The organism is Pseudoalteromonas sp. T1lg88, assembly GCF_002964765.1.
Classification (GTDB): domain Bacteria; phylum Pseudomonadota; class Gammaproteobacteria; order Enterobacterales; family Alteromonadaceae; genus Pseudoalteromonas.
On record NZ_PQCF01000001.1, the window covers coordinates 110,874 to 130,344 of the forward strand.

Below are 19,471 nucleotides of genomic sequence, written 5' to 3' on the forward strand. Positions count from 1 at the left end.
CTAGCCCTGTTTTCGTCTAAAGTGGCAATTAGCCTAGACGATAGTTTGGCGCTTCTTTGGTGATTTGCACATCATGTACGTGTGATTCACCCATACCTGCGGCAGTAACACGTACAAAGTGCGGCTTAGTATTTAGTTCTGCAATCGTTGCACAGCCAGTTAGACCCATGGCACTGCGAATACCACCCACTTGCTGGTGAATAATATTAGCGATTGGGCCCTTATATGCTACACGGCCTTCAATACCTTCTGGTACAAGCTTTTCTTCTGATTTAGCATCTTGGAAGTAACGGTCTGATGAACCTTCTTTTTGGTTCATTGCACCTAAGCTACCCATACCACGGTATGACTTATAGTAACGGCCTTGATAAAGTTCAACTTCACCTGGTGCTTCTTCTGTACCCGCTAGCATTGAGCCAACCATTACCAATGACGCGCCAGCAACAAGTGCTTTAGCAATATCACCAGAGAAACGGATACCACCGTCGGCGATTACCGGAATATCACGGCCTTGTAAGCCTTCAACAGCATCTGAAATCGCGGTAATTTGTGGTACACCACAACCAGTTACGATACGGGTCGTACAGATAGAGCCTGGGCCAATACCTACTTTAACGGCATTTGCACCGGCATCAGCTAATGCAACCGCACCTTCAGCCGTTGCTACGTTACCGGCAACGATTTGTAAATCAGGGAAGGCTTCGCGCGTTGCTTTAACGCGGTCGATAACGCCTTGTGAATGGCCATGCGAGGTATCGATAAGTAGAATGTCAACACCCGCTTCAACCAATGCAGCGATACGCTCATCGGTACCTGCGCCAACACCAACGGCAGCACCCACACGTAAACGGCCTTGCTCGTCTTTACATGCGTTTGGCTTATCTTGTGCTTTTTGGTAATCCTTAACCGTGATCATGCCTTTGAGTTTAAAGTCATCATTCACAACTAAGATTTTTTCGATACGGTGCTCGTGCATAAGACCTAGAATAGTTTCGCGGTCCGCACCTTCTTTTACCGTTACTAGCTGGTCTTTTTTCGTCATTACTGTCGAAATTGGCTGGTCTAGTTTGGTTTCAAAACGCATATCACGGCTTGTTACGATACCAACTAGGTTGTTATCGGTGTCAACAACAGGGAAACCTGAGAAACCTTTATCGTGTGCTAACTCTAAGGCTCCAGCGATAGTCAGATCAGCAGTGACAGTAACAGGGTGAGAAACTATGCCCGCTTCGTAAGTTTTTACCTTACGAACATTCGCTGCTTGCTCAGCGATGGTCATATTTTTGTGAATAAAGCCAAGACCACCTTCTTGTGCTAACGCAATCGCTAAACGCGCTTCGGTAACTGTGTCCATAGACGCAGAAACGATTGGCAAATTCAGTTCGATTGTTTTGGTTAGACGAGTTTTAAGGTTTGCTGTATGTGGTAATACAGTTGAATGACCTGGTACTAATAGTACGTCATCAAAGGTTAAAGCTTCTTTAGCGATCCTAAGCATTGGCAACTTCTCACGAATTGGTGATTGGGTGGAGTTGCGGCGGCATTTTATCAGCGATGTACGCACGAGTAAAATAAAATTTGCGCTTTATTTATGATAAACTGCCTCAAGTTTCCCCCAGGCGCTTTATCACTATGTATTCACAATCAAATTCTGCCGCTAACCAGGGCGTTTATACTGTGTCTCGACTCAATCGCGAGATCCGTACCATTTTGGAACGTGGCTTTGCCTCGATTGTGCTTAGTGGTGAAATTTCCAACTTTGTCGCCCCCGCCTCAGGGCATTGGTACTTCTCGCTAAAAGACGATAAATCTCAGGTGCGCGCGGCCATGTGGCGCGGTAATAATCGCTACGCCAAATTCCGCCCCAAAGACGGCGACCAGGTGCAGGTACAAGCCAGAGTATCCCTGTACGAACCCCGTGGCGACTATCAGGTTATTGTCGAGCAGATGGAAGCCGCCGGCGAAGGCGCCTTAAAACAAGAATTCGAGGCACTGAAAATGCGCCTTGCGGCACAAGGTCTGTTTAGCTCGGCACATAAAAAACCTTTACCCAGCACGATTAACAAGGTCGGGGTGATCACCTCCTCGACCGGTGCCGCCATCAAGGACATCTTAACCGTGTTACAACGTCGGGCCCCGCAATTAGAGGTGGTGATTTATCCCTGTCAGGTGCAAGGCGACACCGCCCATCAGGGGATCATCGACAAGCTGCAACTGGCCAATGCCCGTAATGAAGTGGATGTGCTGATCATCGGTCGCGGCGGCGGCAGCCTGGAAGATCTCTGGTGTTTTAATAACGAGCAGCTAGCCCATGCCATCTTTAACAGCCAGTTACCTGTGATCAGCGCCGTCGGCCATGAAATCGACACCACCATCAGCGACTTTGTTGCCGATATTCGCGCCGCCACGCCTTCGGCAGCGGCAGAGCTGGTGAGCCCGGACAGCAATCAGCTCAAGCAAGCCATACAGCATCAAAAGCAGCGCCTTTACAGCGCCTGGCGTCATCAGTTGCATGAGCGCTCACAGCTATTGCAACGACTGCAAAGCCGCTTAGCGCAGCAGCATCCGGCCAATCAATTAATGCAACAGCAGCAACGCTTGGATGAACTGCAAATGCGCTTGCACCATGCCATGGAAGGACGCCTAAGCCACCAGCAGAGGCAGTTAAATCAGCTTAATATGCGCATGCAACGCGCCAACCCGGGTACTCAGGTGGCGGCGGCAAAATATCAGTTGCAGCAGTTGTCTACGCGCTTGGTGGCGGTGCAAAAAGAGCAGCTCTATCAGGCTCAGTCTCAGCTTGCGCAATTGGCGGCCAGACTCGATAGCATCAGCCCGCTGGCGGTATTAGCCCGGGGCTATAGCATAACCAAAAGTGAACAAGGGATTGTGAAGTCGGTGCATCAGGTGCAACCACAGCAGCAATTAACGACCGTGGTTGTCGACGGGGAAATTATGACTCAGGTGGTTTGCGTTCAACCCAAAAGCTGAGGGAGCCATCTGAGCTCACCGCACTGGTGCGCTGAAATTGGCGCCACCATGGCTGCTTATCTAGGCGTGATTGAATTTGTCGCCAATCGGTACGCGGATCATGCTCGGCGCCATCCAAAACGGAAAACTCAATACGACACACGGTACTTTTACATTGCACCTTGTCTAGGGCGATCTTATCGCCAAAACCTTCACTGTAAACAAAATCACTGGTTTGGGTTTCCGTCAGATAGGCCCAGCTTTCATCACGGACTTCCTGTGCAAACAACTCTTGTAGCTGAGATTCCATTTTCTCCGGCCCTTTTAAGGCGCGCTGTAACATTTTTATTTCCTGGCGCGCCTGAGCCAGTTGTTGTTCCAACTGCTCCGCCTCTTCCGGGATTTTGCTCGCATTTTCCGGCTCTGTGCTTGCAGCTTCGCCAGTAGGCGGCTCATCGAGAAACAGATCTTCCTGAACTGGCTCTTCAGCACTTATGTCGGCCTTGCTTATCATCTCACTTTGACCCTGTTGAATTACAGGCGCTGGCGCAGGAAGCAAGCCAGCCTGAGCCGCTAGGCTATTGGGGGTTGTTGCTGTGAGCTGTTGTTCGGTGTCGGAAAACAGCATATAGCCGCATCCCAGACCCACAAAAAAGGCCGCTGAAACGGCCATAACCAATTGATTCTTTGCCATACTTTCCCTGCTGTTCAGTTTTAGAGCATGGCACTAGTATGGGATTTATTTTCCGGTTCGTCATCCAAAAAGTTTTGGTTCATGGACTCGGCCGGACAAGGACAATCCGGACGACCCACCACTTTAGCAGGTACGCCAACCGCTGTGGTGTGCGCAGGCACTGGGCTAAGCACCACAGAACCGGCACCGATACGGGCACCCTCGCCCACTTCGATATTACCCAGCACCTTGGCACCGGCACCAATTAATACCCCGGCGCGGATTTTCGGGTGACGGTCGCCAGACTCATTCCCCGTACCACCTAGGGTCACAGACTGCAAAATAGACACATTGTCTTCAATCACAGCGGTTTCACCCACCACAATGCCTGTGGCATGGTCGAACATGATGCCATGACCAACCTTACAGGCTGGGTGAATATCCACGCCAAACACTTCCGAGCTGCGGCTTTGAATAAAGCGCGCCAACTCTTTGCGGCCTTGGCGCCATAAGCAATGAGCTAAACGGTGCGCCTGAATGGCATGAAAGCCCTTGAGGTTTAAAATCACCATCAGGTAGGTGTCCACCGCCGGGTCGCGATCGCGCACAGCTTTAATGTCGTGGGCCACATGGGTCAACATGGCATCGCATTCAACAAAGGCCTGATCGAACAGCTCTCGGATGGTAAAGGCAGAGACCACGGCATCGGCCAGCTTGTTGGCAACAATAAAACTGAGCGCCGAGCCCAAACAATCATGATTAAGCACGCAAGAATAAACGTGGGATGCCAACAAGGGCTCTTTGGTAACGACTTGATTCGCTTCTTCTCTTAATTGCTGCCAGATCTCATGACGCATGGCGGTTTCCTAGTATTGACTAACTACTTAATTCTATAAGTGTAACGGATCTGGCGGCAAACGCGCTATCCCCGAAATCGGCGCGCTGGTTATTAGATATAACTAAATTATTCATTCAGTGCTTTCTCGCCGTAGATTATTTCCTCTTTGGGGGCATACAAAAAACGTTTTTCACTACGATACTCACTCGGTGAGACGGCAAACCAGCGCTTAAAGGCATGATGAAAGGCACTGAGCTCGCTGTAACCGCACAGGTAGGCTATTTCACTGAGGCTAAGGTTTGACTCCCGTAGCAGAGCACAGCTTTTTTCTTGGCGCAGGGCATCGAGCAAGGTGCGATAGCTGGTGCCTTCTGCGCTCAGGCGCCGCTGCAGCGTTTTCTCACTCATGCTCAACATCTGCGCCATGCTTCTACAGCTCAGCTCGCCACTGGCCAGTTGCTGCTCTAATAGGAGTATCAACACCTGGCTGATGGCCTTGTGTTTTTCGGCCACTATGCCTTGTTGCAGCTGGGCGTGTACTACTTGGACATCGGCCTGAAAATGTATCTCATGGTGAGGCGCACCGTATTCGATGGCACAATTAAAATACTGCTTTAGCTCCTCACAGGGTTCGCGGCGCTGCACGCAGACGAGGTTCGGCCGCCACTGCTTACCGGCCACGGTACGGGCTATTTTGACACAAAACGCCATTGCTGCCTCATAACTCTGCGTGCCGATAGCACAGGTATTGGAGGCAAAGTGAAAGCGTAGCAGAGCCTGCCCCGTTTGCTGCTCGATAAGCTGGGCATTAGTGGTGTCGCCTATCAGCTTTTGATAACGTAGGATCAGTTTATAAGCGCTTAGAACACAGTCTTGTTTTAATAAGGCCAAACCGATCACAGGAATTGCCCGCACATTCATGCCTCCACCGACGGCGATGCCGAGATTCAGCTGCTCACCGCGCTGCTCAATGGCCATTTGCGCCGCATGCCACAAGATGCTGACATTACTTTGGGGATAGCGACTCTCCTTTACCGTAAGCGAGTCAAGGGCAATATTGGCCTCATTAAACAAGGGGGTAATGGGCAAGCCATGCCACTTGAAGGTTTCGGCCATGGCACTGACCCACCAGGATGAAATTGTTCGCATCGCCTGACCTAAAAAATCAAATATAAGACCCACAATAGCAAGCGCAGAGCGAAATTCCAGCATATTGTTAATAGGCGTGCTTAATTAGGTGCAACCCTCTTAGCGGTTAACTATAAAAATAATGACTAAGGCACGCCGGTTATCAACTCAACAGGAGGACACCCATGGGTCATGTCTCTGATAAAGAAGGCTTTAGCAGCTTTAAGGAGTTTTATCCTTATTATCTGCAAGAGCATAAAAACAAGGTATGCCGACGCCTGCATGTGCTTGGCAGCACCTTAGTACTGGCGGTCTTGGCAGCGGCCATCATTAGCGGCCAGTATGTGTGGCTGTGGTCCTTGCCGATTATCGGCTATGGCTTTGCCTGGGTTGGCCATTTCTTTTTTGAAAAAAATAAACCGGCCACCTTCACCTACCCGTTTTACAGCTTTCTCGGCGACTGGGTTATGTTTAAAGACATCATCACCCGCAAGGTTCCTTGGTAAAGGTCCCTGGTAATAAGGAATAACAATGAAAGAACAGGTTTCACCACAAGAATGGCAAGCGCGAGTTGAACTCGCCGCGGCCTATAGATTGATCGCCCACTTTGGCTGGGACGATTTAATTTTCACCCATATCTCCATGCGCGTGCCCGGTACCGAGGATCAATTCTTAATTAATCCCTATGGCATGATGTTTCATGAGATCACCGCCTCATCGCTGATCCGCGTCGATCAGCAGTGCAACAAGTTGCATCACAGTGACTACCCAGTGAACCCCGCTGGCTTTACCATCCACAGCTGCATCCATGAAGCCCGCGATGACGCCCACTGTATTATTCACACCCATACCGCCAATGGCGTGGCCGTGTCGGCCAGCAAGCACGGACTCTTACCCATTTCGCAGCAAGCGGTGGTGGTGCACAGCGGCCTGAGCTATCACGACTATGAGGGTATCGCCCTGAACCCGGAGGAAAAAGAGCGCCTGGTTGCAGACTTGCAAGGCAATAACTTTCTGATCCTACGTAACCATGGTCTGCTAACGACGGGTAGCACCGTGGCGGACGCCTTCTTGTTTATGTATGCACTGGAGTCGGCTTGTGCCATACAGGCGCGCACCAACCAAGACCCTGAGCAGCTGATCCATGTACCTCAGCCGATTATCGATGGGATCCAGGGACAGACCCAGGCGGTCACTAAAGGCCTGGGCGGCGCCCTGGCCTGGCCGGCACTATTACGCCTGCTCGATGCCAATAACCCAGGCTATGATAGTTAGCCATTAACTAAGCCTTAAATAATCGTGGATTAAAAAAGCCCCATTGTTTGGGGCTTTTTTATGGGCTTGGGTGACTATTAAGCCTCGTCTCTTAACTCCCGACGGAGGATTTTGCCTACGGTGGATTTAGGCAGCTCTTCGAGAATATGTATATGCTTGGGTACCTTGTAGTTGGTAAGCTGCTCGCGACAGAACGCTTGCAACTCCTGCTCGTCGACGTCTTGCTTTATGGTGATAAAGGCATGCACCGCTTCGCCGGTGCGCTCATCGGCCTTACCGATCACCGCCGCCTCAAACACCGCTGGGTGACTTACCAGCACATCCTCGACCTCATTCGGGTAGACATTAAAGCCAGAGACGATAATCATGTCTTTGAGACGATCAACCACCTTTATGGCGCTGTTAGCCAAACGAATACCGACATCACCGGTTTTAAAGTAACCGTCGGCGGTTAGCGCCTTGGCTGTTTCCTCGGGGCGATTCCAATAGCCCTTCATAACCTGAGGGCCACGGACCACAATTTGCCCACTTTCGCCGTCGGCCACCGCCTTGTCATTCTCGTCCCAAAGCTCCACCTCGGTATCACGCAGCGGCAAACCGACCGTGCCGATTTGCTCCTTGCCTGGTTGATTCAGGGTGACCACGGGAGAGGTTTCCGATAAACCATAGCCCTCGGATATACTGCAGCCCGTCACCTTGACCCAGGCACTGGCCGCTGTGGTGGTCAAGGCGGCGCCACCGGATAAGGTTAAGCGCAAACTGGAAAAATCCAGTTGTGTGAATTCCTTGGTCGCACACAGACCCACAAACAAGGTGTTAATGCCGGCAAAGGAAGTAAAGCGAAAAGGTTTAATAGCTTTAACAAAGGCATCCAAATCACGTGGATTGGGGATCAGCACGGAATGATTGCCCGAGGCGGTATTAATTAAAATACTCAGGGTAAAGGCATAGATATGATATAGCGGCAAAGGACAGATAAAGATCTCGCTGGTATCATCATACCTGTCACCAAAGGCTTCCTTGGTTTGCAAAGAATTGGCAATCAGATTTTTATGCGTTAACTGGGCCCCTTTCGACACCCCGGTGGTACCGCCGGTGTACTGCAGCACCGCCACATCATCCAGCTGCGCACTGGAGCGGGGATAGTATTGACCCTGTCCTTGCGCCAGCGCCTGATGCCAGGTTACACAGTGTTCGGCTACCGGGTCACTGCTGTCAAGCAATAGATCTGCGGCGCCTGTGCTGATCACCTGCTCAATTTGCGTCTCGGCCAAAATGATATCCAGTTTGGGATACAGATCGCTCAGGATCACTAGGGCCTTGGCTCCGGAGTCATTAAATTGATGCAGCATTTCCCTGGGTGTGTACAAGGGGTTGGTGTTGACCACCACTAAACCCAGTTTAAATGCGGCATAAACCACAATGGGGTATTGGTTCACATTAGGCAATTGAATGGCAATGCGATCCCCGGCTCGCAGTCCTTGACCATAAAAATAGCCAGCCAATTGCTCTGCCAGTGTATCCACCTGAGCAAAGGAGAGAGTTTTCCCCACGCTGGTAAAGGCGTCCTTATCGCCATAAGTCTGGCAAGCGGACGAAATAAATTGATCTAGGTTTTGATACTCATGTAGTTGTGCAAGCATAGGTTTCCTCGCTTTTTATTCTTTTTATTTGTCGGAAAAATCATAGCTTGCTTTTGGCTTGATGTATCTAGGTACTATGCCCTGCTCTTTAGCCGCCGCCAACATGGCCTGCTCTATCCAGCCCGCATCCATAATGTTGACGTAGTTACCGTCGGCATCAAAATTGATATTCGCGCCCTGCACCACCATAAAGGTGTCGGTTACCCCCTCATTACTCGCCGGAGTATGAAAGGTATGAATGGAACCACCGGGTTCAAACAGGTAGCTACCGGCCACTTGCTTATCGTCCGGGTATTCCAGATAGTGCCAGCAGCCGCTCATGGTATAAAGATGAACTATGCCGGTGTGAAAGTGCTTGGGTAAGGTTACATTGGGTTCAAACTGTACCCGCAATACCCAAAGCCCGTTTTCTACATCCAACACCAAAGGATATAGATGCACCCCAGGGAGCGCATTCTTAACGATTTGCTGCTCTTCGGTGTGCACACATAACAGGTGCTCTAGATGATTAACCATATCTGGTAAGGCCATAGTGTGTTCCTCTTGCTTGTTGCTGTGCCTTAATGGCTTATTGTTATTGTGAGTTAGGGGCAGCGAACTGCCCAATTTTTAATCTTGGTGAAAAGGGGTCAATGCACCTTGGCGACCGGGTTCAAGGATCACCTTAATGTGGTCATTGGGCTTTAACAGGGTGTTAAAAGCCTCGGCAATGCCGTCCATGCCGACCGTTGCCGTACACATTTTTTCCCAGGCGATATCGCCACTGGCGAGCATTTGCAACGCGGTGGCAAATTCCTCAACCGAGTAGTAATAAGAGAATTTAATGTCCATTTCTTTGACCGTGGCATAACCAAAGTTCACTTGCGTCATAGCTGTGTGTACGCCGGTAATGACCAGGGTAGAATTGGCGGGCGCGCGCTCGATAAAACCGTTGATCAGCTGGTGAATGCCCACACACTCAAAAATCACCACACGACGACCCTGAGCCAGTTCACTGGTAAATTTCACTTCATCGTCCTGACTGGGGTCAATGGTGTGCAAAGCGCCGAATTGCTCGGCAACGGCACGTTTGCTGGCCTGAAGATCAGATGCAACTATCTCTTTCACACCCAGGTGTTTCAACGCCGCAATGGTGGCCAAACCTATGGTGCCGCAGCCTGCGACCAGGGCCACACAATCGCGGTCGATATCGGCGCGATTAACCGCATGTACGCCCACCGCTAAGGGCTCGGTAATGGTGACGGCCAAAGAGCTTAAGTGCGCTGGTACTTCCAGAAGCAGCTCGGCATCTACGATAAAATATTCTGAATAGGCGCCATTGATACCCGGCGTCACCCCGACACCGGCACCACCCTGCGTAAGCAAGATTGGCGCGCAGGTTACTCGGGTACCGGGCGCAAAACGCGGTGATGTCTGTGGGCCATAACTCACCACTTCAGCACAAAACTCATGCCCTAGCATGATCGGCGCGGAGCTTGGCAGATCCTCCGGCAAAGCGCCCATCTTTTTGTAAATCTCGAACACTTCTTCGCCGTGGCGAGCAATGTGCAAATCTGAGCCGCAAATACCGCAGGCCAGACTTTTAACTAATACCTGCCCAACCCCTGGTGCGGGAATATCCACGTCAATGTTGCTAATTTGGCCGTTTTGTACTGCCACTGCTGCCATCTTACTCATAGAAGTGTCCTCATTTGACGTTAAATTGATTCGCCCTCTTTTTACGCTGGATGAAATAGGCAAGAGGAGACTTTAGATAGTAGTTACAAATCCAGGAGGATATCTTGACAAAATGCGACATGGTGATGACATAATAAGACATATAAATGACTTCATTGCCGCGGTGACCCCATGCCCTATTATGCCCGCATCGGCTCTCTCACCGGCTACCCCGAGTTGGTAGAGCAACTTGGCGGTGACCCTTGGGACTTGCTGTCACAGGTATGCATCCTGCCAAGGCAGTTTACCGATCCGGATCTAATGATCCCCTACAAGCAAATTGCCGAGCTCCTGGAAATGACCGCCGCGCAATTGCAGCTCCCCTATTTCGGCGCCCAATTAGGGCAAGAGCAGGGCTTAGCAACGCTAGGGTTAATCGGCGCCTACATAGTGCAAAAGCCAACTCTGCTGCAAGCTCTGGAATGCGGCGCCAAGTATGCCCAACGCCATGCTCAGGGGGTCAACCTGACCTTGGGTGCACCAAGTGCTGCTCAGTGCGAGCTGGCCGTTAGTTTGCAAATCAACCACCACCAGCAATACACACAAATCTGTTTGTTAACCCTGAGCCTGATACTCAGCGTGCTCAGAGACATACTTGGCGATGACTGGCAGCCCCATCATATTGGTTTTAAACAACACCTCCCCCTGGCCGCCACATTAGCCCTGGAGCAGCTACTCGGTTGCCCGGTGCAAGGAGGTTGTCGCAAAGACAGCATTGTTTTCAATGCAGATATTCTAAGCCAGCCGCCACTGCAGCAGGCCAACCTGCTAGCCGAAATCGTTGACAATCAATTTCAGAGCTTTCAGCTGAATCAGCATCTCGATTATGTGGTGCTGACCCGTCATGCCATTAATATGCTGCTGCCCACAGGCGATTGCAGCAAGGAAAGCATAGCCAAAAGCCTGGACCTGCATCCGAAAAAGTTAGAGCGCCTGTTGAGTGAACAACACACCTCCTACCGAGACCTGTTGGAACAAGTACGCAAGGATGTGGCCCAACAGGTTCTGACAAGCCAGCGCCCAGACCTCACTAACTTGGCGCTAAACCTAGGTTATTCGGAATTTTCGGCGTTTAGCCGCAGTTTTAAAACCTGGTTTGGTATGTCGCCGACGCATTATTTGCAAACAATCAACAATAGTAAAAAATAAACATTGAGCACCTAGGTTCTGCTAACAACCAAGGCTAGGTAATAAAAATTAATCTTCTGTTTTTAATTGAAAAAATAGAGAAAACGGACAAAATGACACAAAAAGTGTACAAAAACGTACATTAAATGAATTGCAACAAAACCCCTCTCACCGGTAACTTTTTGGCAACAAGATGAGGTTATCGACAACACTTTTCACCTGAAACTAGCTGCTCGATTGACCATGTGTATTACCAAAGTAGGAACTAGTCATGACTCGACTTTTCAATAAATCCCGCCTAGCAACGTTAATGATGCTAGCCATGGGAGGCACAGCCCAAGCAGCCACCGAGCTTTCCCCTGCAGAGTTGCAATTTACCCTGATCACCGGCGAAAAGGTCAGCGCCGTTGTAAAACCGGATGGTCAGCTAGGCGGCATTCGCCTGCACGATGAAAATGGTCAAGAGCAGTTAACCAGCGTGTTTCGCAGAGGCGACAGCCAGTATGTGTTAACCGCCAAGTCGCAAAATTTGGTTGATAACCACGGCGTTGACTTAGAGCTGTTTAATATCACTAAGTTACATCAGTCCGGCTACGATGATGCCTCAACCGATAAACTACCCGTGATTGTCGAATACACAGACGGCACCCTTGCGGGCAGCGTTACACCCACCACCTTTGAAGGTGTCTCACTGACCGGTGAGCTGGAAATCATCGACAGCGCCGCCTTTGCCATCAGCAAAGACAAGGCTGCACAAGTTTGGCAAAGCTTCAGCGGCGACAGCCGTATCAAAGGCGTCTGGCTTGACGCCATGGTGCAAGCACATAAAACCTCACAAGGCAGCGCCACCCTTACGCCTACCGTGCCACTAACCGGCGCCTATGGCCCGCTGGCGGCACAATACACTGGTGCCGGCGTGAAAGTAGCCGTACTCGATACAGGTTATGACACCAGCCATGCCGATCTTGTTGGCAAGGTAATCGCCGAGCGTGATTTTATTTGGCCTTTCACCAAGGTTGATGATCTAAACGGTCACGGCACCCATACCGCCAGCACCATTGCCGGCACGGGTGCCGAGTCAAATGGTCTGTGGGCGGGTGTATCTCCCGGTGCGGATCTGATTGTTGGTAAAGTATTGAGCGACGCCGGTGGCGGCTCAACGTTCGGTATCCTTAATGGTATGATCTGGGCCGTGGAAGAAGGCGCCCAGGTTGTAAATATGTCCCTTGGCGGCAGCGGCACCAGCTGTGCTGGCCCGCTTGTGGATATGGTTGAAGCTCTTAGCGACCAAGCCCTATTCGTTATTTCCGCCGGTAACAGTTTCTCTCGTGAAACCGTGGGCGTACCTGGCTGTGCGCCAAGTGCATTGACCGTAGGTGCCCTGGATCGTGAAAACAACACAGCGTCATTCTCATCACGTGGTCCGTCGCCGGATGGTCACTCGTCAAAACCTGATATTGCCTCTCAGGGTGTAGATGTTGTTGCTGCCGCCTCGGGTGGTACCGGTGCCACCGCGTATAAAGCCCTTTCTGGTACTTCGATGTCGGCTCCTCACGTTGCCGGTGGTGCGGCCATCGTCATGCAGGCTCGTCCTGACTTATCGCCACAAGAAGTAAAACAAATTCTGACCTCTTCAGCCGTTGAATCCGATGCCCATGTGCTTGAGCAAGGCGCGGGTCCTATGGATATCAACCGTGCCGTTGCCCAGGCGGTGATCTCAGCACCAAACCAAGAGTTAGGTCTGTTCCGCCATGGCGATGGTTCAAGCTATACAGAGACACAGGTCACACTAGAGAACCTATCATCAGAAGAAATCACCCTGAAACTAAGCCTGGATTTAATCGGTGAAGACGGTATCACCAAGTTGCCCGCTACCTTTGCCGGCCTGGGTGAAAAAGAAATCACCATCGCCGCCAATAAAACCGCGCAACTACCGGTGTGGGTTAACCCCGAAATTGCCTTGCGCGACGGTGCATACGGCGCTATTACGGGTAAGATCATTGGTAAAACGGTAGGAACAGACGATGAGCAGGTCATTGTGCCTATCTCATTCTGGATTGACCAACCACAAGTGACCCTAGATCTAAATGTGACCGACCGTCGTGGTATGCCGGCTTCATCACCTTCTAAGGTCTATTTAATCAACGAAGAAGACGACTGGGGTCGCTATGTACAGCTTAACAATGGCCATGCCAGTGTGAGCGTACCAAGCGGTGACTACACTGTGGTTGCCCATATCATGACCTATGATAACGACAGCACCACTGCGGGTTTAGTTGAGTCGGCCACCATGATGGCGGATCTTGATGCCAAGCTGACCACAGATCGCCAGCTTCAGTTTGATGCCCGCGATGCCCGAGAAGTAACCTTTAAGGCGAGTAAACCATTAGCGACTCAAGGCTTCTCATTTGGCTTCACCTATGCCCTGGACGACAGTAAAAACGCCAAGCTGGCCGCTTATGATCTAGCCCCGGATTACGTCAACAACATGTACGCCTGGTCACAAGGCCATGACAGCCGCTTCCGCTCATTTGTTACCACCCGAGCAGTGGCACCAGAGACCGAGGTACGCACCCAAGGTGGCGTGGTATTGGACTATGTAAACCAGGGTGAGGCCTTGTCATTCCACGGTGAAGGCAGCGCCGAAGTGGTTGCCGTAGGCGAAGGCGACTACAGCACCGATTGGAGTCAATTTGACCTCGAAGGCAAAATTGCCCTTATCTCTCACCCATACTATGTGACCTCTTACATGGTGCGTAACGCCATGAATGCCGGCGCCATTGGTGTTATTCACTATCGTGGCGGAAGCCATGGTCGTTACAAGGGTAATATCAGCGGTACCCCGCGCGTACCTGTGATTAATATCAGCGCCGAGCAAGGTGAGCTATTAGCCGCAGAAGTGGAAGCGGGTAACAACCGCATCAGCTGGTCGGGTATTGCCGCCGAACGCACACCCTATGCCTATTCGATTAACCACATTACCGATGGTGCGATCGAGTCTGGTCAAATCGTGTTGCAAGAACAAAAGATGAGAAAGGTCACCGCTCAATATCATTCACAGAATGACGAGCGTCCGGCCTGGACAGATGTTATGGCCATGACCAATAGCACCGGCGAATTCTACTCAACCGGTAGCCCGCAAATGATCATGCTACCAATTGAGCGTGAAGAGTATTACAGCGCCACAACTAAGAATGCCTGGACCAATATCGTTATGCCAAGCAGCCGTTTAGGCTCAAATGGCGGTTACTTTGATGGCCCTCGTGTAATGACAGAAGGTGAAGAGCAGACTAGCTGGTTTAAAGGTCCGCGTACCGGTGCCCTACTAACCAACGGCTCGGCAATGGTGGCCCGTCAGACCAACCTGCTTTACTTCCGCTTCGCCACCTTTGGTGATGGCGCAGGTCACGATGGTACCTCAGGTTTCAATGGCAGCTCGGCGGTTGGCGTCAAGCTAGACGGTCAATCGGTTTTCCCAACCAACGGTATGCTTGAAGTACCACACAGCAATGCCGAAGTTGAACTGACTACCCAGTACTATGCCCGTGGCGTAGGTGAGCGCTCACCTGTTAAGGATAACCTAGGCTCATTCTTCCGTGGCGTATACAGCTTCAATACTCACAGTGAGACCCAGGGTCGCCAGGCGGTATTGATGCCGACCTATGATATCCCGGTGGATATTGAAAACAGTGTGCCTGCGGGTGAAGCGTTTAATATCGCCTTGGGCGCCAAACTTGACTCGGCAGAAACTGCCTCGCTAAGCGAAGTAAGCGTGCAATACGCTTTTGGCGAGCACTGTTTACCGGAAGGTGTATCGGCGTTCAGCTACTGCCCTGTATCAACTCTGCTACCAGAAAGCGCATGGCAACAGGCCGAGGTATCAATGCTTGATGGTCAATGGACTGCAACCCTGCCAAACAATGGTGCCGCCGGCGAATTCGTTCACCTACGTGTGCAAATGACCGATGCATCTGGCAGCACGGCGTCACAAACCATGATGCGTGTGTACATGCTTGATTAATCCCTTTGTTGGTTCACAACCACAAACCACCTTGCTCTAGTAGCAAGGTGGTTTTTTTTGCTTTAAGGCGGCGCTCTCAACCCCGTTTTGAGTGGTGACTTAACACTGAAAATACTTTATTGTGCAGGCAAGAATTTTTTGACTCTACAAGCAGTTATATGAGCCAAACAGCAGTAACCACGACCTTATTTGCGATCATCCTGTTATTCACTCTCCCCGCCTGCCAGGCAAAAACGGTAAAAATGTCGAAAAGCGGCATTTGCCATACTCCGGACTCGGCTCATTACCAACGCACCACAAGCTTCACAGCCTATACCGATTTATCCAGCTGCCTTGATGCCGGCGGTCGTTTACCAAAAGGCTATGCGCAAGACAATAGCGACCCCCAGGCCAGTGGCGAGTACAACCGCGATGACTGGGCTCATTGGCTGGATGAAGATAACGACTGCCAGGACACCCGCGCCGAGGTGCTGATTGCCCAATCCCAAGCTCAAGTAAGCTTTAATGATCAAAAACAGTGCCGAGTCACATCCGGTGCCTGGGCAGATCCCTACTCGGGCAAACTATTTACCAATGACGACGATTTAGATATCGACCATATAGTGCCGCTTAAATTTGCCAGCGAGCACGGCGGTGCTCATTGGAGCCGCAGTGAAAAGGCGCGCTTTGCCAACGACCTGGATAACCTGCTGGCCGTCGATGACAGCCTCAATCGTTCCAAAGGCGCCAAAGGACCAACAGAGTGGATGCCACCCAAGCATGAATATCGCTGTGAATATCTAAAGCGCTTTAATGCCGTGATGACCAAGTACCGTCTAAGCTACACCGCACAGGAGCAACGCACTCTAACGAAAATGCACAGTGCGTGTAGCTAGTAGGAATAACCACAGCCTAAATTTAGGACTCTGTAATACCTGCAAATTCAATCACGACGTCCATGATGTCGCCGCAACGGAAAAACCATCGGCCATTGTTGAAAAAATCGAGATAATCAAAGTCCCAATTTCAAACTTAACCTATACTGAGAAAGTTAAACATTGACCAATGAGTGCATGGTTACTGTTTAACTTTTTAATTTATTCATAGCGCTAGCAGTAATGCGTTGATTTTGCTTCCCCACCCTTTTTAATAAAGGAATCGGATTATGAAAAAATTCACCACTAAGCTGCTAGTTACCGCCAGTGCAATACCAGCGTTAATGTTTGCTTCTAGTGCTTCAGCCTGCGCCGGCGACGGCACACAGCTCCTTGGCAGTATGTGTGCATTCGCAGGAAACTTTGCGCCGCGTGGATACAGTTTGGCCCATGGCCAGCTTTTAGCCATCTCACAATACACCGCGCTATTCTCAATTGTAGGAACAACCTATGGCGGAGACGGACGTTCAACCTTTGGCCTGCCCGACACCCGAGGCCGCGCCCTCATCGGCTGGGGAAATGGGCCTGGTCTGAGCAATTATCAGATAGGCGCTCGTGGAGGGGCAGAATCGGTCACCCTTTCTGAAGCGCAATTGCCTTCTCACTCTCATGCGGCGAATACTATGGTGTCTGGTGACATAGACATTGATGGGGTAATAAGCCTTCATGCGTTTAGTGGCAAAGCTGATGCGAAAAGCCCGGCGGGCAACACTCTTGGCGAAGGGAAATACGCGACCGACGCGCCGGATGTGATGATGAACACGGATTCCATTTCTTTTAGTTTGGTGGCGCAAAATAACCTGACTGCTTCGACTGAGGTCGAGAGCGCAGGCGGCGGTCAAGCTCATGAAAATCGCATGCCCTATATCGCCGTAACCTGGGTCATTGCGGTTCAGGGCATTTTTCCATCGAGAAATTAACTCAATGCACAACACATCAAATGGGAGCCAGTTGCGACTTGCTTTGCTCGTATGTAGTCTGGCTTACCCATCTCTCACCTGTGCTGAAAATCCAGATGATTTACTGACAAAAGGTTATGAAGCTCTCGCGCGCAAGGACTATACACAGTCGTTTGAGATATTTTCTCAGCTGGTAGAGGAAAACTCACCACAGGCGTACTTCACATCAGCCTTATTCTATAAACACGGCTGGGGGGAAGTAGAGCAAGACTTGAGCAAAGCGTGCGAGCAATTTTTATTTGCCGCTAAAAATGACATACCCGTAGCGCAGCAGGAATACGGCTATTGTGTGATGCAAAACCAGGGGGCAGGAGCCAATGAAAAACCCGGCGATTGGTTTAAGCGCGCCTATGAGAGTGGTGTCTATGAAGCCGCCTGTGATCTGGGTCGTTTATACCTGGGTACAGCCTGGCAAAAACGAAACCTGCCTTTAGCAATACAATGGTGTCAGCAAGCAGCCGAGCGAAACGCGGTTAAGGCTCAGGTGACCTTGGCAGACATCTACCTATCGAACTCAGAGGTCTTCAATTTAGAACAAGCCGAATTTTGGTATACCCAAGCCCTCAATATCGGTTCCGGGGAGGCTGCTTATAAGCTTGCGACCCTTTATCTGCAAATTATCGCTCAGCAACAAGGCGACGAATCCGCCGCCAATAAAGCGCTTTATTTAATGGAAATTGCTTCATCTCGTTACATCGAAAGAGCCTATGCTCCAACCGCTAAAATGTACTGGAAGAAGTTGCAAACTAGCGATGAATCGAGCTCTGAACTTTTGGCTAAAAGCTACCTATGGGCCAAAGCGGCACATCAGATTAATCCAACCAAGGCGACAAAACGTTTGCTCAGGGAAGTCGAAAATGAGTTACCGCCGCAGTGGAAAGGGAAACTAGATACGCAAGTTGAAGAGTTTATTACAGAAAATAAGCTGTAGCTGCAGCTAATAAGTTACAAGCCAGTACCCTAGACAAGCGTATTAGAACTTAAAAGGCTAGCCTGCTCCTGTTAGGCCAGCTGTTCTACTATTTCCTTAAGCACAGGTACAACCGACAACACCAACAACCCCGACATTGTGTAATTGAAAACTGCTCTGCTTTTGGGGCTATTCAGTACATTTTTTAACAAGGAACCAAACATCATCCAAACACCCACACAAGGAAACGAAACAACAAAAAATGTTGTCGCTATAATTAGATTCTGACTAAAAAAGCTCTCTCCAACCGTTGTAAAAGCCGCGATTGCGCCGGTAGCAACAACCCAGGCTTTTGCATTTACCCATTGAAACAAAGCGCCTTTCATAAAGGTAAATGGCTTGCTTTGCGCACCTGAATTAACTTCACCAGCAGAGCGGGCAATGAGATAGGCAAGATACAATAGGTAAAGGACACCGATACATTTAATAAGGAAATGCAGATTAGGAAACATTTCAAACAACTGCGAAAAGCCCAAACCCACAAGTAACAGCATCAGGGTGAAGCCAACACAAATACCGGCCATTAAGGGCAAGCTCTTCCTCACACCAAAATTTAATCCTGATGTCATCACCATAATATTATTGGGCCCAGGCGTCACAGAAGACGAAACTGCGAACAAAACAACGGCAAAAAAGTAATCCACCTGCTCATCCTCATTAAGTTCCTCATAAAACGTCGGTGAGGAAGGTTAAAAATCAACCGTGCTATCAATTGCTAGCCGGATACCAGGAAAACATCGAAGCGCAGCTAGTATCCTGCCGAGATAGACACAATAGCTGGGCAAAAACATTCCGCTTTATCGCCTTAAACGACAGCAATATCAAGAGACTGCACTTGTGCACGAGCACCCAGTATTTATACAAAGAGATGACCCACAGGTCTCTAATACCTTGGTAGTCTAAATATCAATAACGACCCAGTTAAAGATATAAAAGGCGAACTGATAGCCTGCGATAAACTAGAAAACGAAAAAGGAATCTGTGGCAAAAAATCGTCACAGTTGCAGGAAAATGAGCTTGAAATTGGAGACCAGAAGGTAATTTACGAACCCCAGAAAAGAAAAAACCCCAGCCATTCGGCTAGGGTCTGTAAAAGTGGTACCAGTGGGCGGAGCATAAATGCAGGGAGCATTTATCAACGCCGCTAGGCGGCCCTTTGGGTGAAGACCATGGAAGGGCTGAATACTCCAAACCCGTAACAGTGCCACGCCAAGCGTGGCGCTCAAGTCCGAGCAA

The 19,471-nt window shown here is 50.2% G+C and carries 16 protein-coding genes; 8 read left to right on the forward strand and 8 right to left on the reverse strand.

The window, feature by feature from the left end; translation table 11 throughout:
* Positions 1 to 28: 28 nt before the first annotated feature.
* Positions 29 to 1,498, reverse strand: a complete 1,470-nt coding sequence (guaB, locus tag C2M34_RS00490; protein WP_105199653.1) for an IMP dehydrogenase — start codon at positions 1,496 to 1,498, stop codon at positions 29 to 31.
* Between the two features lie 134 nt (positions 1,499 to 1,632).
* Between guaB and xseA the strand changes: the two genes are divergently transcribed.
* Complete coding sequence (xseA, locus tag C2M34_RS00495) at positions 1,633 to 2,991, forward strand: exodeoxyribonuclease VII large subunit (protein WP_105257783.1); 1,359 nt, start codon at positions 1,633 to 1,635, stop codon at positions 2,989 to 2,991.
* Here xseA and C2M34_RS00500 read toward each other — a convergent pair.
* The 3 genes from C2M34_RS00500 to C2M34_RS00510 all read right to left on the reverse strand — a co-directional run bounded on the left by C2M34_RS00500 (position 2,954) and on the right by C2M34_RS00510 (position 5,630).
* A complete protein-coding gene (locus C2M34_RS00500) occupies positions 2,954 to 3,664 on the reverse strand; it encodes a hypothetical protein (RefSeq protein WP_105257784.1) in 711 nt (236 codons plus the stop codon). The genes xseA and C2M34_RS00500 overlap by 38 nt on opposite strands.
* Positions 3,665 to 3,684: 20 nt before the next feature.
* Positions 3,685 to 4,500, reverse strand: coding sequence for a serine O-acetyltransferase (cysE, locus tag C2M34_RS00505; RefSeq protein ID WP_105199651.1), 816 nt, complete (start codon positions 4,498 to 4,500; stop codon positions 3,685 to 3,687).
* A gap of 107 nt (positions 4,501 to 4,607) precedes the next feature.
* The gene (locus C2M34_RS00510) at positions 4,608 to 5,630 is read right to left on the reverse strand and encodes an AraC family transcriptional regulator (protein WP_158681370.1); all 1,023 of its coding nucleotides are present in this window, start codon (positions 5,628 to 5,630) and stop codon (positions 4,608 to 4,610) included.
* A 164-nt stretch (positions 5,631 to 5,794) separates the two neighbouring features.
* Between C2M34_RS00510 and C2M34_RS00515 the strand changes: the two genes are divergently transcribed.
* The gene (locus C2M34_RS00515) at positions 5,795 to 6,115 is read left to right on the forward strand and encodes a DUF962 domain-containing protein (protein ID WP_105199649.1); all 321 of its coding nucleotides are present in this window, start codon (positions 5,795 to 5,797) and stop codon (positions 6,113 to 6,115) included.
* 25 nt (positions 6,116 to 6,140) lie between these two features.
* Positions 6,141 to 6,884, forward strand: coding sequence for a class II aldolase/adducin family protein (locus C2M34_RS00520; protein WP_105199648.1), 744 nt, complete (start codon positions 6,141 to 6,143; stop codon positions 6,882 to 6,884).
* Positions 6,885 to 6,961: 77 nt separating this feature from the next.
* On the opposite strand, the gene C2M34_RS00525 is transcribed toward C2M34_RS00520, so the two are convergent.
* From C2M34_RS00525 to C2M34_RS00535, 3 genes are all read right to left on the reverse strand, one after another.
* On the reverse strand, positions 6,962 to 8,527 hold the full coding sequence (locus tag C2M34_RS00525; protein WP_105257786.1) for an AMP-binding protein: 1,566 nt from the start codon (positions 8,525 to 8,527) through the stop codon (positions 6,962 to 6,964).
* A 24-nt stretch (positions 8,528 to 8,551) separates the two neighbouring features.
* On the reverse strand, positions 8,552 to 9,058 hold the full coding sequence (locus C2M34_RS00530; protein WP_105199646.1) for a 2,4'-dihydroxyacetophenone dioxygenase family protein: 507 nt from the start codon (positions 9,056 to 9,058) through the stop codon (positions 8,552 to 8,554).
* Between the two features lie 78 nt (positions 9,059 to 9,136).
* Positions 9,137 to 10,204: a zinc-binding dehydrogenase gene (locus C2M34_RS00535; RefSeq protein WP_105199645.1), complete on the reverse strand. Its 1,068-nt coding sequence runs from the start codon at positions 10,202 to 10,204 to the stop codon at positions 9,137 to 9,139.
* Between the two features lie 171 nt (positions 10,205 to 10,375).
* On the opposite strand from C2M34_RS00535, the gene C2M34_RS00540 reads away from it, so the two are divergent.
* The 5 genes from C2M34_RS00540 to C2M34_RS00560 all read left to right on the forward strand — a co-directional run bounded on the left by C2M34_RS00540 (position 10,376) and on the right by C2M34_RS00560 (position 18,196).
* Positions 10,376 to 11,392 carry an AraC family transcriptional regulator gene (locus C2M34_RS00540; RefSeq protein ID WP_105257787.1) on the forward strand — a complete coding sequence of 339 codons (1,017 nt, stop codon included), beginning with the start codon at positions 10,376 to 10,378 and terminating at the stop codon, positions 11,390 to 11,392.
* Positions 11,393 to 11,642: 250 nt separating this feature from the next.
* Entirely contained in the window at positions 11,643 to 15,392 is a 3,750-nt protein-coding gene (locus tag C2M34_RS00545; RefSeq protein ID WP_105199643.1) for a S8 family serine peptidase, read from the forward strand.
* 158 nt (positions 15,393 to 15,550) lie between these two features.
* Positions 15,551 to 16,267 carry an HNH endonuclease family protein gene (locus C2M34_RS00550; protein WP_105257788.1) on the forward strand — a complete coding sequence of 239 codons (717 nt, stop codon included), beginning with the start codon at positions 15,551 to 15,553 and terminating at the stop codon, positions 16,265 to 16,267.
* Positions 16,268 to 16,536: 269 nt separating this feature from the next.
* Complete coding sequence (locus tag C2M34_RS00555) at positions 16,537 to 17,226, forward strand: phage tail protein (RefSeq protein WP_105257789.1); 690 nt, start codon at positions 16,537 to 16,539, stop codon at positions 17,224 to 17,226.
* Positions 17,192 to 18,196: a tetratricopeptide repeat protein gene (locus C2M34_RS00560; RefSeq protein ID WP_199878757.1), complete on the forward strand. Its 1,005-nt coding sequence runs from the start codon at positions 17,192 to 17,194 to the stop codon at positions 18,194 to 18,196. Before C2M34_RS00555 ends, C2M34_RS00560 begins: the two co-directional genes overlap by 35 nt.
* Positions 18,197 to 18,267: 71 nt before the next feature.
* Here the strand turns inward: C2M34_RS00560 and C2M34_RS00565 are convergent, their stop codons facing one another.
* On the reverse strand, positions 18,268 to 18,879 hold the full coding sequence (locus C2M34_RS00565) for a LysE family translocator (protein WP_105199639.1): 612 nt from the start codon (positions 18,877 to 18,879) through the stop codon (positions 18,268 to 18,270).
* Positions 18,880 to 19,471 lie beyond the last annotated feature (592 nt).